Consider the following 16,114-nt stretch of genomic DNA (forward strand, 5'->3'; position numbering starts at 1 on the left):
GTTGTACATGCGGCAGCGGTACTCTTCGGTGAGCGTGCCGATGCACCACATCAGCCGTCGCCAGGGCTTGAGATCGTTTTTTTGAGCATGCGCCGTACGGTTTCCCGACTGACGTTGCCAAGGCCCAATTCCTGGCGCGCGGCACGTTCGAGTTCGACGATCGTCCAGCGCTGGCGACCCTCGGGTGGAGCCGAGCATGCCAGCGCCGTCACTCGCGCCTCGGCATCGGTGTCGTACTGTCGCGGTCGACCTGAGCGTGCAACGTCGAACACGGCGAGATCGACGCCCCCTTGCAGATATGCCGACCGAGTGCGCCACAGCGCCGTGCGTCCGATCCCCAGCACGTCCATGATCTGCGCCTCGGGAACACCGCGATCCAGGCACGACAGTGCGTGCGCCCGGTTCACTTCGCGCGAATGATGGATTCCCTTGCTTCGAATCTCGTCGATGACCGCCCGATCCTTCTCGGTCAAGTGCAGTTCGGTCTGGCGCATGAGCACTCCTTCGTAACCCCAACGGGGATAGACGGAGTGTATTCATGTTCCGTTATTTACGTGTTGATATACTAGCAAGGCAACACTGTTCCGAACGACCGCGTTTGCGGGGCGCGGGGGCCGCGTCTTCGGGCGCGTCTATGCTGCAGTCTGCCCAACGATCGCTGCAAGCCGCTTGAGGCCGGGCCCAACGTTGGCGGCGAATCTCTGTGATGCCCGCTGCACCCGTTCTTCGTCAGCATGAGCGCGCAGTCCGCGCATCGGGTTCAGTCGCGAGCGTTCGAGCCAGGCCTGGAGGTCGGGCTCCTTCGACCAGGCGCGATCGGCTCCCATCTGGACCAGCGTTCCGCGAGCCCAGTCGAGCGGCGTGTTCGCAAATGGGTTGGTAGGGCACAGACGATTTTTCTCCGCGTCGTCGTCGCGGCGTGCCTCGACGAACCCCACCAGCGCTGCGTTGAAGGGAATGAGGCCCATGCGCACCGGCTGCAATGTGATGCGGTCCGCCGCAAAGATCGGCAACGCAGGCGGATACCGCACGCCCTGCGCCGCGCAGTGCACGTGCAGGTGCCGGGGACTGGTCGCGACGCTGCCCCGCTCCAGCAGGATGCGGTCGCGTTCGATGCTGCGGACGTGGCCGAGGCGGATGACATCCTCGATGCGCCGGAGCAGGTCGATCTCCCAGTCGCCGATGGTCGCGCCCTTGTACATCGTCGGTCGCACGCTGCGGTCGACTCGCCGCATCTGTGCAGCCGCTTCCAGCCGGTCGATGAGATCGTCGATCGAGGTTGCCTGGGCGGCAGCTTCCATCTGCAACGAGATGCCTTCGAGCAAAGTGCCAACGAGCTCGCCGGGCTGCGTGTAGCTGCGGTTCTGCAGCCACGTTTCGCGTGGCTTCACCCATTGGATGTCGCCCGGCTCGACACCGTTCCTAAGGAGCCAGACGCAGGCGTCGAGGGCGGTTTTGCCGGCACCGACGATGACGTAGCGGTCAGGCTTGTCGACGACATCGACGAGGCGGTGGACTGGAATCACGGACACGCCGTCGCCAACGCCGAACGGCGCGGGAGTGAGCGCGGGAATCGATGGCGAGAGATAGTTGGCGTCGACCAGCTTTCTGCGCACTTTGACGTCGAACGTAGCGCCCGACAGGCGCGACACGAAGCGCTGCTTGCCGACGTATTCGCAATTCGGGAAGAAGCGGACCCGGCCTGAAGCGGTCAATCGCTTTTCCATGACACGCGCGTAGTACGCGCGAATCTCGGAGCCCCTCGTTCGCTCGTATTGGCCCGCCTCGGGCCCGCGCAGTTCGATGGCGTCGCTGCCGAGTGGTGTTGAGTTCACGCCATAGTAGAGCGACGGCTGATGCAGGCGAACGAAAGGGTAGGTGTCGTTCCAGTGTCCCCCGGGCGCCGAGCGGCGGTCCACCATCACGATCTGGGCGTCGGTTTCGCTGACGAGCGAGTCGGTGAACGCCATACCGGCTGCGCCGCTGCCGACCACCAGGTAGTCAGTCTCCAAAGCCTGAGGAGCCATATGCCGCCTCCTTCCATTTGCTTCCGGGGGTTAGAGCCGCCGGAAAACCTCGATTCGACTGCGAGCACAACCGGTCGTCAATGCTTGTACATGCGAGGACCTTCGCATTCCAGCGCCGCATCCCCCTTTCATTGCTTGTTCGTCGTTTTCGTTCCGATCGGCGCGGTAGTGGACGACCGCAGGGGATGAGTCCGTGAGTTCCGGTGGCGGACAGGAAAGACCGCAACCGCTGGCAGTGCGGACGTTCTGGCAGACGAACTCCTAAAAGGACCCCTCACTTCCAGAGGGAGCGTGTTCCATCGCAGCGCAGGTCGGTCTATGCTGAGTTGTTACCGACTGCGGGATCGTCGAGCCGCCCTCGGCTCTCAGTGCGCCCGGGCGCGCAGCCGAAGCCGCAGGCCAACCGGCTCCATTGTCAGCGCGAGTCGCTCCCGCACCGGTTCGCCATCGACGGTCGCGACGTCGGTGATCAATCTGGCTTTGTTGCAGCACGGTTTTGTGAAGGCGGTCGATGCCATCAAGATGGTCGACCAAATGCTGGGGAGAGTTGGTCCGGGGCAACGCGCGCCCGGTACGCTAGGCCGCGTCGCGATACAGACGCGCCACCGGGCTGTCCGTCCACACTACAGCTTTGCCCTTATCCACGGCCGCTGTCCCGAACACCACCCACGCATCGCAGATGGCACCGACGTCCTCCAGGACCTGGAATCTCCCTGGGTACTCTTCGAGCAGCGAAGAGAACGCAATGCCGGCCTCGTACTTCTTCGCCAGCAGGCCCTCGCCCACGGCCGTGACCGTAGGTTCAAGCACGGCCTCCGACCACCGGGACAGGTCGGCATATTCTCGCGTGGCGGGCTGTAGCCCTACGCGGCGCGGCAACTGCCCAGCGTCGTGATCCTGCGCCATTAGTAGCGACATGGGCCTGCTGCGCGAGATGAACGCGTCGACCACGAACACCTGCCGCCGGAAAGCCCCGGTGATCTCAGCCGCCGACGGGTGCACGGCGCACTGCAACATGAAGTCCGCGCGACCATCGATCAACATCCGGGCACCTTGGTGGAAGTCATCGACAAGCTCGATGCGAACGCGCTCAAGATCCAGCAGGCCGTGCGCCCTCAGATAGCGCCGCAGCACGAAATCATGGTTGCTGTTCGGCGGACCCAGGGTGACGAAGGTGGACATGAATTTGAAGCGGTGCTGCGGCAGTCTAGTCGCGAAGGGTCAGGATGATCGCCAGGTAGCATGCCGGTGCCTCGATGATTGCTTCGACACCATGGAGCGCACCGGCCTCGAAGAGCAAGGCGTCGCCCTTGCCAAGTTCAAGCAGCCTGGTGCCGTACTGGTAGCGCACGCGCCCGGACATCATGTACAGGAACTTCAAGCCAGCGTGTTGAGTACCGGCGTGCGGCTGCGCGTCCGGCAGCAGCGTGACGAAATGAGGCTCCACGAGCAGATTGCCTGACAGAACGTGACCCAGCAACGCGTGGCGGCAGTCCGTCCCGGCGCCGAGGCGCTCGACGACGATGCCCTGGCCGGCCGGCACGAACGACATGTCCGAGCGGCTCCCCGGCTCGCAGAAGAAGCGCGAGAGCGGAACGTCCAGCCCGTGGGCGATGCGATCCAGCGTTTCGACAGATGGAGACACCAGGCCACGCTCAACGCGCGAGAGCATCGAGCGGGAGATACCGCAGGTTCGCGCGAGCTCTCCCCCCGAGGCACCGGAGGCAACGCGCAACGCCCTGATCTGCTCGCCCAGTCGCGAGGCAGACCTGCTGCGGGCGGGAGCGGGGATGCCGCGTTGGGGTGACAGCGCAATCGGGATGCTTGTTCTTCTCGTCGTCGGGAGCGGCGACGCCGGGGACTTTCTTCTCATGGCATCCGCCTCCACTGCAGCGTGGCCCTCACCTGGCGCCGACCAAGACACACGACACCTGCCACTCGAATGGTCGAACCCGAGTCCGGAGACAAGAAGTTGACGCTCAACCCGCCTCAGCTTTGCTTCACGGCTACAACGATGCGTTGGTCCAGATCGCTGCCGTCGGACTGAATGATGGCGTCTTCGAGCCGGCATGCCTCCTCGATGATGAGTTCGTAGAGCTGCCGCAAGAACTCCCCGTTGAGTCCGTGTTGCTGGGCGAACAACGATGCACGCTGCTGGACGACTCCAATTCGGCCAGCCTGCATCATGGGTATTCCATTGCGCTTCTTGTGAAGACCGATCTGGCGGCAACACGCGAGGCGGTCGCGGATGGCCGCCAGCAATGCCTTGTCGATCACGTCGAGTTCGTCACGCAGCCTTTCGAGGACCTCATGGGGATTACCGGCGGGTTGGCACGGTGTTGTGGGTAGAGGCGAGGTGTTCATTCCGCCCTCACACCCTGCGCCACGATGATGCCGCGCAAAAGGTCCGTGTCCGATTTGATTCGGCTGGCCAAGCCTTCGGCTGTCGTGCCAACCGCCTGGTAGCCCTGCTGGAACAGCTTCTGCCTCACCTCGGGAGAGCGCGTGATCTCGCTGAGCAGCGCCGACAGCCGGGCAATGATGGGTTTGGGCAGCGTGGCCGGCGCGGCGGCGGCGGTCCAGATCTCGATCTGGAACCCGTGGATGCCCGCCTCTTCGAGGCTCGGAAATTCCGGCACCAGCGCACTGCGGGTCGCCGAGGTCACGCCGATGGCGCGCAGCTTGCCGGCATGAACCTGAGCCGCGCCCAGGCCAGGCGGAAGCAGTGCGAGCTGGATGTCGCGTCCGATCAGTCCGCTGATGACCTGCGGGTTGCCCTGGTAGGGCACGTGGATCGGTGCGATGCCCGAACGGGTCTTGAGCAATTCCATGGCCAGATGACCCACCGTGCCGATGCCTGGCGTGCCGTAGCTCCAGCGGTTGCCTGCAGTGCGCGCAGCGGCGAAGAAGTCGCGCGCGTCCCGCCCCGGCGCATCGACGTGCGCCGTCAGCAGCAGCGGCGCGGTGCAGATCAGGCTGATGGGGGCGAGGTCCGTGAGCGGATCGTAGGGAGTGGAAGGCGTCACCAGCTTGGCAATCGTCATGTTGCCGTTGATCAGCATGCCGATCGTGTGCTGATCAGCGGCCTTGGCCACCAGGTTGGCGGCGATGTTCCCGCTCGCGCCAGGATGGTTCTCCACAATCACGGGCTGCCCCAGCGCTCGGGACAGCGGCTCGGCCAGCGTTCGGGCGACCAGGTCCGGCGAAGACCCGCCGCCGAAGCCCACGATGATGCGCAGGGGCTTGGTCGGCCACTTGTCGGCAGGCTCGGGCTTGGCGGCAGTTTGCGCGCCGGAGCCGCTGGCCATCGCAACAAGAACAAGCGCACCCAGAAAGCTGCGCAGGAAGCGGAGGAGAGAAGGAGTCGGTCGCAAGGAAGGTCACCTGAGTTCGATTCGTTGCGCCGATCATTTCCCGCTTTGAGTGCGCTTTCAACGCTTGCATGCGACGCAAGGGTGGGCCGCCGTACGTCCCTCCCGGGAGCCTTGCATCCCGCGCAAATCGGGTGTGGTACAGGTCAAACCCGCCGCCGGTTGGCAACCTGCCAGATCATGTAGTTTCCGACGCCGGCGCGCTCCGCTGGAATGGCCTCATGACATTCAACGGGATCAGAAAGTGGAAATTCTGGCGGGCACGCCCATCAGCCTAGGCGCCGAACTGATGGCCCGGATGGCGCGCTACCGGCACAAAGTCTTTGTCGAGCGCCTGGGCTGGCCGCTACCTTCGCCCGAAGGAATGGAATACGACCAGTTCGATCGGCCCGACACCCTTTATCTGGTAGCGCTGCGCGACGCTATCACGCTGGTTGGCACGGCACGGCTGCTGCCGACCGAACGGCCGTACCTGCTCGGCGAGGTCTTTCCCGAGCTGATGGGGGACGCGGAAGTCCCGCGATCTCCGGACATCTGGGAGTTGTCGAGATTCGCTGCGGTGGATCTCGATTCGATCGATCCGCACGCAGATGGTCGATACTCGTCGCCATTGGCGGTGGCTTTGCTGCGGGCCGCAATGTCGGCGGCCGCCGGCGCCGGGGTGGGCCGACTCATCACGGTTTCTCCACTCGGGATCGAACGTCTTCTGCGGCGATATCGCATCAGTGCAAGCCGCGCGGCAGCGCCGCGGTTCGTCGGCGAACAGCAGGTCTTTGCCTGCTGGATATACACCGACATCCCGGGCAGCGGGGGGCGCCCGTTGCACTCTCAACAGTCGGACGCCAGTTCGACCAAGAGGGACGCATAGGTGAATTCAGTGAAACAAGCGCACGGCCAGGCGTGCAACAGCGGCGGTCTTGTTCGCGGTCCCGAGCTTCACGAGCACGTTATTGACGTGGAAGTTGACCGTGTCGACCGAGATTCCAAGGATGTCCCCGACTTCGAGGGAAGTCTTCCCGTCTGCCGTCCACTGCATGACCTCCCTCTCGCGCCGGGTCAAGCGAGGAGGCTCGCCAGACGCAATGGCCGTGAGCGCGGAAGAAAGCGATATCTGCGCGACGTTTACCAGCCAACGCAGAGGCATGTCCTTCGCGCGGAGCTCCTTCTCCGTCAGCCGTTCGTGTGATCTCGACAAGGACAGCAACCCCACCGAACCGTCCGCGTCGAAGCACGATTGCGCCCAGCCGACGCACAGGCCGAAGGATCTCGCTTCGGCCCATAGCGCCGGCGTCTCGCAGAAGAGCGCATCGGACCACACGATTGGCGTCAGGCTCCTGGTTGCGTGAAGCACCGTGGGATCGACCGCAAGGTAGCCGGCCTCCTCGTAGCGACGACGCCAACGCGGGTCATAGTCGTTCAGCAGGAATATTCTTGGCCGCGTAAAAGGCGAGGGCCGTCGCAAGCCGTATGCGCAGCGCTCAAAGCCAAGACTCCTGGCGCTTTTGCAGATTTGGGCGAACAGGTCGTCCACACCATGCGCGCGACTGATGCCCGTAACAAGATCTTCCGTCCATGCCTTCATGACAGCCCTCGCCATGTCCAGGATCTGCGGCGAATGCAGCGGCCGTGCGCCAATAGTTATGACTTGAAACTATCAGACAAAGTCGTTGCGCGCCGCCTCGGGCGCCGCAAAAGCGTCTTGACCGGTTCCCGCACGGCCGTGAAAAGGTCGGCAACCAGGCCGCAATCGGCCACGCTGACGATCGACGCCTCTTCGTCCTTGTTGGTTGCCACGATCACCTTGGAGTCCTTCATGCCTGCCATCCCTCTTGACGCACATCCCAACGTTGTAGTCGACGAGCCGTTTGACAGAAGCGCGGATCCTCATGATGTCTCCTTCCTGAATTCGAGGTTGCTGACTCGGCGGAACCTTCGCCGCCCTTGCGGCGTCTTTCCAGAAACGCAGTTCCGCTTCAAAGAACTTGCCCATGTCGGCTGGTGTGCCGCCTAGCGGGGCGATGGTCTGCTTCTCAAGCCGCTCGATGACATCGGGCGAGTTCAGGATTTCATTTGTGCCTGAACCTGTCGACGAGAAAGGCGCGCAAGCGCGAGTTTCTCGATGCCGTGGCCATGTCAGGCCGTCGTCTGCACGTGCAGGCGGCTCGTCTTGCAGCGGTGCAGCGCGCGGTAGTGCTCCAGCGGCCGGCCGTTCGCACCGTAGGCAATCGACTCGATGCGCAGCAGCGGCTCGGGTTGCGGCAGGGCGAGCAGTTCGCAGGTCGCCGCATCGGGCAGCACCGCATCGATCCAGCGTTCGGCACGCACCAGGCGCAGGCCGTACTGCCGGCGCAACACGTCGTAGAGCGAGCGATCGTCCAGCCGCGTGCGGTGCAGCCCCGGTGCCAGGTCCGCCGGCACCACCGTCTCGACCAGCAGGCGCAGCTCGCCATCGACACTGCGCAGGCGCTTGAGCGCAACGACCTGAGCGTTGTCTCCGGTGAGGCCCAGAGCGGCGGCCTCCTGCTCGGTGGGCGCGCGCAGCTCCTGCGTGAGGATCTGCGTGCGCACCGAGCGGCCCTTGCGTTCCATTTCGTCGGAGAAGCCCAGCACGGTCGAGACGAAATCCTCGTCTCGCTCGCGCGCCGACACGAAGGCGCCGCGGCCCTTGATCTTGTAGATCAGGTTGTTGCGCACCAGGTCGGCCAGGGCTTCGCGCACCACGATGCGCGAAATACCGAACTGGTCGCCGAGCTCCGCCTCGGAAGGCAGCTTGGCGCCGATGGGCAGGACGCCCTGCAGGATCTGCAGGCGGATCGCGTCGCGGAACTGCGCCCACAGCGGTGATTCGGATGTGCGGTCGAGCACGCTCGACATGTCGTTGGAACTGTTCACTTTAAGATTGGCCGAGGGCTGAGCTGGTCATCAATGATGCATCGAAGGCGGGTTCCGCGTCGGGAGCCACCGCCTGGAGTCGAACGCCATGGCGCTCCCGCAGAGCGGTCGCGCAGGCACGCAGTTCGTTGTGCGCGCGCACTGTATCCCAGCCCAGCGCTTCCGCCGCGACGCCGGCGATCTCGGCGAGCGCGGCATCGGTGACAAGGCCTCGAATGGCCAGCAGCGTGCGGCGAATCACGAGGTCGTCGAGATGCACCACACCGGTTTCGAGACACAGGTAGGACAGTTCAGCGGCCGAGTAATCGGGCGCGTGTCGCAGCGGCACGTCACCCGACGCCGCAAGGCGCTGTGCCAGCGGCAGCGCCTTCGAGCCATAGCGGCTCAGCAGATTCAGCGCGCGCGTGCGGCCCATGCCGGAGGCGGCCATCATCCGTTCGATGAAGCGTTCGGTTGCCGGCGCATCGGCGGGCAGATCCGCGCCGCCACCGATGGGCAGCAGCTCGGTCGAGGCCGTGCGCGAGCGACCCAGCTGCTGCAGCACTTCGGTGGTCGCTTCTTCGGCCAGCGAACGGAAAGTGGTCCACTTGCCGCCGACGAGACCGACGATGGGAATGTCGCGTGTGGCGTTCGGCAGGTCGACGACCACCGAATGGTCGCGCGAGACCTGCCCTGGCTTGTCGGCATCCGAACGCGCGAGCGGCCGCACGCCGACAAATGTGTAGACCACGTCGTCGCGCCCGAAGGTCATGTTCGGAAAAACCTCGCGCAGCACATCGATCAGATAGTCGACTTCGGCGGACTCGGTGACGATCTGGTCCGGGTCTTCGATCGGGATGTCGGTGGAGCCCACGAGCACGCGATCGAAGAACGGGTAGACGATGCACACCCGCCCGTCCACCGCCTCGAAGTAGGCCATGCGGCCGTCGAGCGCATCGCGTAGCGCCGGATGGTCGAGCACGAGGTGCGAGCCCTTCGTGCCCATCACGCGCGGGCCAGCACCACCGAGCACCGCCGCACTGCGGTCGAGCCAGGCACCCGTGGCGTTCACGACGGTGTCGGCGGTGACGCGCACGTGCGCGCCGGTGATCTCGTCGCGCAGCGTGAGGATGTTGCCCACGCAGCCCACCACGCGGCAGTAGTTCGCGGCCGCGGAGCGCGGCTGGTCGCGGCAGGCATCGGCGATCAACTCGAGGATGAGCCATTCGGGGTGGCTGATCCACGCATCGAAGAAGGTCGCGGTCCAGCGTATCGCCGCGCGGAACAGGCTGCGGTCCGTCGAGGCCACGCGGCTGATCCGGTGCCCCGGCATCACGCGCTGGCGGCGCCCCAGCAGGTCATAGAGCCGCAGGCCCAGCGCCACGGCCAGCAGGCCGCGTGTGCGCTGCGGCGGCGTGCGACCGAAGAACTTGAGCGCGCTGCTCATCAGGCCGCCGAAGAAGTTGGCGAGCGGCACGACGGTCTTGAGCGGGCGCACCAGGTGCGGCGCATTGCGCAGCAGCAGGTTGCGCTCGCGGGTGGCTTCGGCCACGAGCGAGAAGCTGCCGTTCTCCAGGTAGCGCAGGCCACCATGGATCATGCGCGAGGGCGCGCTGCTGGCGCCGGCGCCGAAGTCGCCCTTGTCGACGATCAGGCAGTCTACGCGCTGCAGCGAGAGGTCTCGGAATACGCCGACGCCGTTGATGCCGGCGCCGACGATCACCGTCGAGAAATGGCGGCCCGACATAGAGGCCGGGCGCACGAAGGGCAGTTGCCATGCGCTCATTGCGCACCGCCCGCGATGTGGGTGAAGACAGGTGACATGCTGTCGATCAGTTCCTTGAAATCGGCGTTGAAATCCGCATGGGCGCGTGCGTCCCTTGCATCGGGTTCGATGACGTCACAGGGCGCGAGCAAGGCACTGCCCTGCGCCGCGTCGTCGAGGCCCTGCGACATGGCGGCATAGAGCGCGGCGCCGCGTGCGCCGGTCTCGTCGTCAGCGCAGCGCTCGACCGGGCGCCCCAGAAAGGCGGCGAGCAGGTGCACGAGGCGCGCATCGCTCGCACCGCCGCCCAGCACCGTCGATGCCGAAACGGCGAGGCCGCCCGCCGCGAGGCGCGCCGTGTGCCGCGCATGCAGAGCCGCCACGGCATCGACCACGGCGCGTGCCATGTCCGAGCGCGTGTGGTGGCTCTTGAGGCCCACGAAGCCCGCCGTCACGCCACCGCCGCCGTTGACGAAGGGCAGGAAGCGCAGGCCGTTGGCGCCCAGCGGCACCGTCATGGCAAGGTCGACGACCGCGCGCGCATCGGGCAGCGCGAGCACGCCGGCCAGCCAGGCGATGTTGGCCATCGATGAGGGGCTGTTCTCCATGTAGAGCCGCTCGTTCTTGCGGCCGAAGTTCACGATGGCAGCGACAGCGGGCTTGGGCTCGATCTCCGGCCCGATGACCGCGTTCACGCACCATGTGCCGAAGACCGACACCGCGCGGCCGCGGCCTTCCGCGCAGATCGCGGTCATCGAGGCGAGCAGGTCGATGGCGCCCATCGCGACGGGAATGCCCGCAGGCAATCCGCACAGCGCAGCCTCGCAGGGCAATAGCTTTCCGATCACGGTGCCGCTCGGCACGATGGGGCCGAAGGCGCGCGGCCCGAGGCCCGCAAGGCCCGATGCATCGAAGGCCGCCTGCGACCAGCCGCCGGTGGCCAGCGACACCAGGCCGGCGGTGCTCGCATCGCTGGCATCGGTGGCGATCTCGCCGGTCAGCAGGAAGCCGAGGTAGTCCTTGGCGAACAGCAGACGGCGCAGTTCGCCGCGCCGCACGGCATCGGCGCCCAGCAGCTCGGCGGCGATCACCGTCGGCTGCCCGGGCCACGGGCCGCAGCCCACGTCCTCGAACAGCCGCGCACCGTGGCTCGCCGACAGCTCGCGCGCACGGGCATCGGCGCGCTGGTCGGTCGATGCGACGGCGCGGCCACCCACGAGTTCGTTGCTGGCATCGAGCGCATAGAGGCCGGCGCCATGGCCGGTGCATGCCATGGCGCGAACCTCGGCCGCGCGCGGGCCGAGCTGGTGGGCAACATCGCGCAGCACGTGGGTCAGCGCGGTGCGGATCGCTGCGGCGCCCACCTCGCAGCCGCCTCCGGGCAGCCGGTCGTGCGGCAAGGGCATTCGGGACAAGGCGACGGTTCGGCCGCTTCCGGCTTCGAGGGCCAGCGTTTTCAGGCTGCTCGAGCCCATGTCGATGCCGATCAGTATGTTTGGCTTCATGTCATAACAGCTTCGCGGAATAAAAGCGCGTCGCCAGTAGCATTTGCCCTAGTTATAGAGACAAACTGGCTGAGTGTACATTCTATCCTGTCATAACATCTACAGTAACACCGAAGTCCCAAGGATCTGCTTGAAAAGCAGGTCGCAAGCTCTTCCAGCCAACGTAAGGAGACAAAGAATGAGGCGTAATTTCCCGAGGCCCGCAGCTGCCTCCGGTATCGGCCTGGCCGGCGCCAGCGCATTCGCGCAACAGCAATCCGCAGCCCCCGTCATGGTGTCGGGCGTCGAGTGAGTCTTCCTTCACCGGTCTAGCGAGACTGAAAATTTGAGGCCAGTGATGCGCGGCAAGGTTTTGCGCACGCGCGAAGTCTGGCCGGAGACAGCCTATTGTGAGCAACGAGATCAAGAGTTCCTCATTCGATTACATCGTCATCGGCGGCGGCACCGCCGGCGCACTGATGTGCAACCGCCTGAGTGCCGAAAAAAGCAAGCGCGTGCTTCTGATCGAGGCTGGCCGCAAGGACGACTACCACTGGATCCACATTCCGGTCGGCTACCTGTACTGCATCGGCAACCCGCGCACCGACTGGCTCTACACCACCGAGCCCGACGCCGGCCTCAACGGCCGCACGCTGCGTTACCCGCGCGGCAAGACGCTGGGCGGCTGCTCCAGCATCAACGGCATGATCTACATGCGTGGCCAGGCGCGCGACTACGACCAATGGGCTGCGCTCACAGGCGACGACGAATGGCGCTGGCAGAACGTGCTGCCGGCCTTCAAGCAGCACGAGGACTACTACCTCGGCGCCGACGAACTGCACGGCGCGGGCGGCGAATGGCGGGTCGAGAAGCAGCGGCTGCGCTGGGACATCCTCGACGCCTTCGCGCTTGCTGCGCAGGAAGCGGGCATCCCCCACTCCAGCGACTTCAACCGCGGCAGCAACGAAGGCGTGGGCTACTTCCAGGTCAACCAGAATGACGGCTGGCGCTGGAACACGGCCAAGGCCTTCCTGCGGCCCACCTGCTACGGCCGGCCCAACTTCGAGATGTGGGTCAATGCCCATATGACGAAGCTCATCGTCGAAACACAGATGGATGGCAGCCAGCGCTGCACCGGCGTGCAGGTGTGGGACGGCCACGAGATGGTCACTGTGCAGGCCACGCAGGAAGTGGTGCTTTGCGGCGGCAGCATCGGCTCGCCGCAAGTCTTGCAACTCTCGGGCATCGGCCCGGCCGATCTGCTGCTGCAGCATGGCATCCCGGTGCTGGCCGACCTGCCGGGCGTGGGCGCCAACCTGCAGGACCATTTGCAGATCCGCGCCGTGTTCAAAATCAATGGCGCACCGACGCTCAACGTGCTGGCCTCGTCGATGCTCGGCAAGGCAAGGATCGGCCTGGAGTACCTGACGAAGCGCAGCGGCCCCATGAGCATGGCGCCGTCGCAGCTGGGCGCGTTCACGCGCAGCTCGCCCGCGCATGAGCACCCGAACCTTGAGTTCCACGTGCAGCCGCTCTCGCTCGACGCCTTCGGCGAGCCGCTGCACAGCTTTCCGGCCTTCACCGCGAGCGTGTGCAACCTCAACCCCACCAGCCGGGGCACGGTGCGCATCAAGAGCAATCGCTACCAGGATGCGCCGGCCATCGCCCCGAACTACCTGAGCACCGACGAAGACCGCAAGGTGGCGGCCGACTCGCTTCGCGTGACGCGCCGGATTGCGGCCCAGCCTGCACTCGCAAAGTATCAGCCCGAGGAATGGAAGCCCGGCACGCAGTACCAGAGCGATGAGGAGCTGGCGCGGCTGGCCGGCGACATCGCGACCACGATCTTCCATCCCGTCGGCACCACCAAGATGGGCGCTGACAGCGATCCGATGGCGGTGCTGGATTCGCGGCTGCGCGTGCGCGACGGACGCGGTGGCGTGATCGCCGGATTGCGCGTTGTCGACGCCGGCGCGATGCCGACCATCACCAGCGGCAACACCAACAGCCCGACTTTGATGATGGCAGAAAAGGCGGCCGGGTGGGTTCGGGCGGATGCGCGTGAGTGAAGCGTTCTCCCGCGACGATGTGCAAAGGGCTATGGTGCGAGTGCGCAGCAGGGCCTCGGGTTCGGGCAGATTCAAAAGGGCGCAGGTTGATGCGTCAGGCACCGCGGCATCGATCCACCGTTCGGCCCGAACAATGCGAAGCCCGTACTACCGTCGCAGCACGTCGTAGAGGGATCGATCTTCCAACCGGATGCGGTGCAGGCTGGGCGCCTGGTCCGCAGGCACGACCGTTTCCACAAGCAATCACAGCTCGCCATCGACACTGCGCAGGCGCTTATGCAACCACCTGCATCCCTTCGGTCAGTCTCAGTGACCGCGCTTCGTCTTCGTGCGGCAAACGCAGTTCTTGGCTTAACACCTGAGTGCGCACCGAGCGCGCCTTGCGCTCCACATCTCGTCGGAGAAACCGAGAACGGTCGACACGAATCCTCGTCGCGCTCGCGGGCCGGCTTACAAGAGCCCCACGGCCTTTGATCTTGTATATCGAGCCGCTTCGGACCAGAGCAGCCAGCGCCTCTCTCGCGACGATGCGCGAGATGCCATATGGCTCGCCGAGCTCGGCCTCGGACGGGAGTTTGGCACCGATCTCCAATTCGCCGCCCAGAATCTGGACGCGAACGGCATCCCTGAACTGGGTCCGCAGCGGGGATGGGGAGTTGCGATCGAGTGCGGCAAACAGCCAGTCGGGTTGTTCATGGCAGATTTCGGCGAATGCTGGTGCGCGGGTCCAGGGTGCTTCGTCCGTCGATTCGGGATGGAGAGTGTTCTGCGGCCAGCCGAACGCCGTGCCGATCTCGCAAGGTGGTACCGCAGGTCCGCAGTTCTTCGTTTCGGCGGATCGCGTCCCAATCCAGGGCTTGGGCGGCGAGATCGGCGATCTCGGCGAGCATGCCATCGGTGACTTCCCCGCGTATGGCCAGCAGCGTTCTGCGGATCACCAGATCGGACAGGTGGACCACGCCCGTTTCAAGGCAAAGGTAGCGGATCTCAGAGGCCGAGTAGTGGGGCGCGTGTCGCAGCGGCAGATCGCCATTCGCGGCGAAGCGCTCAGCCAGCACAAGCGCCTTCGAGCCATAGCGGGTCGTGAGCTCCGAAGCCCGCCGGCGGCTCACACCGGAAACCGCCATCGTCCATTCGACAAAGCGATCTGCTTGCAGCGGATCGGTCGGCCATTCGGCCCCGCCGCCGATGGGCAATTCCTCGGTCGACCCGATCCGGGGGCGCCCGAGCAGCCGCAGGAGCTCGTCCGTCGCCTCTTGTGCAAGTGACCTGAACGTCGTCCACTTTCCGCCGACGAGGCGAACCATGGGGATCGCGCGCGTCGCACTTGACGGATCGACGAGCACCGAGTGTTCGCGCGAGATCTGCCCGGGCTTATCGGCGCCGGAGCGAGCCAGGGGGCGCACGCCGACAAAGGTGTACACCACATCATCGTGATCGAAGCTCAAGCGCGGAAAACGTTCGCGCAAAACGCCAAGCAGATAGTCGATGTCTGGTTCGGTGACGACCTGATCCGGGTCATCCACCGGTATGTCGATGGACCCCACAAGCACCCGGTCGAGAAAGGGATAGACGATGCATACCCTGCCATCCGCCGCCTCCAAATAGGCCATTCGGCCGTCGAGTGCATCGCGCAGCGCGGGATGTTTGAGTACCAGGTGAGAGCCTTTGGTGCCCATCACGCGCGAGCCCGCGCCGCCCAGCGCGGCCGCGCTATGGTCGTGCCAGGCTCCCGCGGCGTTGACCACCGTATCGGCGCTGACCCGTACCCGTTCGCCGGTCAGCTCGTCGCACAGCGTCAAGGACTTTCCCTCGCAGCCCACGAGCCGACAGTAGTTCGTAGCTCTGGACTGAGGTTGGTCGCGGTGGCTATCTGCGATCAATTCAAGAATGAGCCACTCGGGATGTCTAATCCAGGCATCGAAGTAGGTCGCAAGCCATCGCACGGTCGAGCGGAACAAGGTGCGATCCTGGGGCTGCACATGGTCGATCCGGTGTCCCGGCATGACGCGCTGCCGTCGCCCCAGCAAGTCGTACAGACGCAAACTGAACGCAACAGCAAACAGGCCTCGCGTGCGCGGCGCCTGCTTCACGCCGGCAAATCTGAGCGCGCTGCTCAACAAGCCGCCAAACCGGCTCGCCAGGGGCACGACCGTCTTAAGCGGTTGAACCAGATGAGGCGCGTTGCGCAACAACAGGTTGCGCTCGCGGGTGGATTCCGCCACCAGCGCCAAGTCGCCGCTCTCCAGATAGCGCAAACCGCCGTGGATCATGCGGGACGGTGCACCGCTTGCGCCGGCGCCGAAGTCTCCTTTGTCCACGATCAGGCAGGTTACGCCCTGGAGAGACAAGTCGCGGAACACGCCCACGCCGTCGATGCCCGCGCCGACTATCACTGTCGAGAAATGCCGGCCAGACAGAGACGCCGGGCGCTCGAAGGGCAGATCGGAATGCTTCATTGGATTTCGCCAGATAGGTAGGTGAACGTGGGCGACATGCGGTCGACCAGTTCGTTGAGGGCAAGATA

At 65.2% G+C, this 16,114-nt stretch carries 13 protein-coding genes and 2 pseudogenes; 2 read left to right on the top strand and 13 right to left on the bottom strand.

The features are described from left to right. Positions 1-50: 50 nt before the first annotated feature. From BLS74_RS31830 to BLS74_RS31855, 6 genes are all read right to left on the bottom strand, one after another. A complete protein-coding gene (locus tag BLS74_RS31830; protein ID WP_093111743.1) occupies positions 51-494 on the bottom strand; it encodes a helix-turn-helix domain-containing protein in 444 nt (147 codons plus the stop codon). Positions 495-632: 138 nt separating this feature from the next. Beyond that, positions 633-2,027 carry an NAD(P)-binding protein gene (locus BLS74_RS31835; protein ID WP_093111745.1) on the bottom strand — a complete coding sequence of 465 codons (1,395 nt, stop codon included), beginning with the start codon at positions 2,025-2,027 and terminating at the stop codon, positions 633-635. A gap of 576 nt (positions 2,028-2,603) precedes the next feature. Then, positions 2,604-3,209, bottom strand: coding sequence for a type 2 periplasmic-binding domain-containing protein (locus BLS74_RS31840; RefSeq protein ID WP_093111747.1), 606 nt, complete (start codon positions 3,207-3,209; stop codon positions 2,604-2,606). 25 nt (positions 3,210-3,234) lie between these two features. Beyond that, the gene (locus BLS74_RS31845) at positions 3,235-3,783 is read right to left on the bottom strand and encodes a helix-turn-helix domain-containing protein (protein ID WP_244504121.1); all 549 of its coding nucleotides are present in this window, start codon (positions 3,781-3,783) and stop codon (positions 3,235-3,237) included. A gap of 233 nt (positions 3,784-4,016) precedes the next feature. Then, a complete protein-coding gene (locus BLS74_RS31850; RefSeq protein WP_093111751.1) occupies positions 4,017-4,391 on the bottom strand; it encodes a chorismate mutase in 375 nt (124 codons plus the stop codon). Beyond that, positions 4,388-5,335, bottom strand: a complete 948-nt coding sequence (locus tag BLS74_RS31855) for a Bug family tripartite tricarboxylate transporter substrate binding protein (RefSeq protein WP_093111753.1) — start codon at positions 5,333-5,335, stop codon at positions 4,388-4,390. The genes BLS74_RS31850 and BLS74_RS31855 overlap by 4 nt, the downstream gene beginning before the upstream one ends. A gap of 307 nt (positions 5,336-5,642) precedes the next feature. Between BLS74_RS31855 and BLS74_RS31860 the strand changes: the two genes are divergently transcribed. Then, complete coding sequence (locus BLS74_RS31860) at positions 5,643-6,266, top strand: acyl-homoserine-lactone synthase (protein WP_170855789.1); 624 nt, start codon at positions 5,643-5,645, stop codon at positions 6,264-6,266. Between the two features lie 6 nt (positions 6,267-6,272). Here the strand turns inward: BLS74_RS31860 and BLS74_RS31865 are convergent, their stop codons facing one another. From BLS74_RS31865 to BLS74_RS31885, 5 genes and pseudogenes are all read right to left on the bottom strand, one after another. Next, positions 6,273-6,980 (bottom strand): autoinducer binding domain-containing protein, encoded by a 708-nt coding sequence (locus tag BLS74_RS31865; protein ID WP_093111818.1) that lies wholly within the window; start codon positions 6,978-6,980, stop codon positions 6,273-6,275. A gap of 56 nt (positions 6,981-7,036) precedes the next feature. Beyond that, positions 7,037-7,234, bottom strand: a pseudogene (locus tag BLS74_RS31870) (hypothetical protein); the annotation flags it as partial. Between the two features lie 297 nt (positions 7,235-7,531). Then, positions 7,532-8,290, bottom strand: a complete 759-nt coding sequence (locus BLS74_RS31875) for a GntR family transcriptional regulator (RefSeq protein WP_093111755.1) — start codon at positions 8,288-8,290, stop codon at positions 7,532-7,534. 1 nt (position 8,291) lies between these two features. Beyond that, a complete protein-coding gene (locus BLS74_RS31880; protein WP_093111757.1) occupies positions 8,292-10,055 on the bottom strand; it encodes a glycerol-3-phosphate dehydrogenase/oxidase in 1,764 nt (587 codons plus the stop codon). Beyond that, a complete protein-coding gene (locus BLS74_RS31885; protein WP_093111759.1) occupies positions 10,052-11,539 on the bottom strand; it encodes an FGGY family carbohydrate kinase in 1,488 nt (495 codons plus the stop codon). The genes BLS74_RS31880 and BLS74_RS31885 overlap by 4 nt, the downstream gene beginning before the upstream one ends. A 401-nt stretch (positions 11,540-11,940) precedes the next feature. Here BLS74_RS31885 and BLS74_RS31890 point away from each other — a divergent pair, with 401 nt between their 5' ends. Next, positions 11,941-13,587 (top strand): GMC family oxidoreductase, encoded by a 1,647-nt coding sequence (locus BLS74_RS31890; RefSeq protein WP_093111820.1) that lies wholly within the window; start codon positions 11,941-11,943, stop codon positions 13,585-13,587. A 27-nt stretch (positions 13,588-13,614) separates the two neighbouring features. Here the strand turns inward: BLS74_RS31890 and BLS74_RS35680 are convergent. Both BLS74_RS35680 and BLS74_RS31900 read right to left on the bottom strand, forming a co-directional pair. Continuing rightward, positions 13,615-14,266 (bottom strand): annotated as a pseudogene (locus BLS74_RS35680) (GntR family transcriptional regulator); the annotation flags it as partial. A 13-nt stretch (positions 14,267-14,279) separates the two neighbouring features. After that, complete coding sequence (locus BLS74_RS31900; RefSeq protein WP_093111761.1) at positions 14,280-16,046, bottom strand: glycerol-3-phosphate dehydrogenase/oxidase; 1,767 nt, start codon at positions 16,044-16,046, stop codon at positions 14,280-14,282. Positions 16,047-16,114 lie beyond the last annotated feature (68 nt).

The organism is Variovorax sp. CF079 (genome assembly GCF_900101545.1).
Classification (GTDB): domain Bacteria; phylum Pseudomonadota; class Gammaproteobacteria; order Burkholderiales; family Burkholderiaceae_C; genus Variovorax.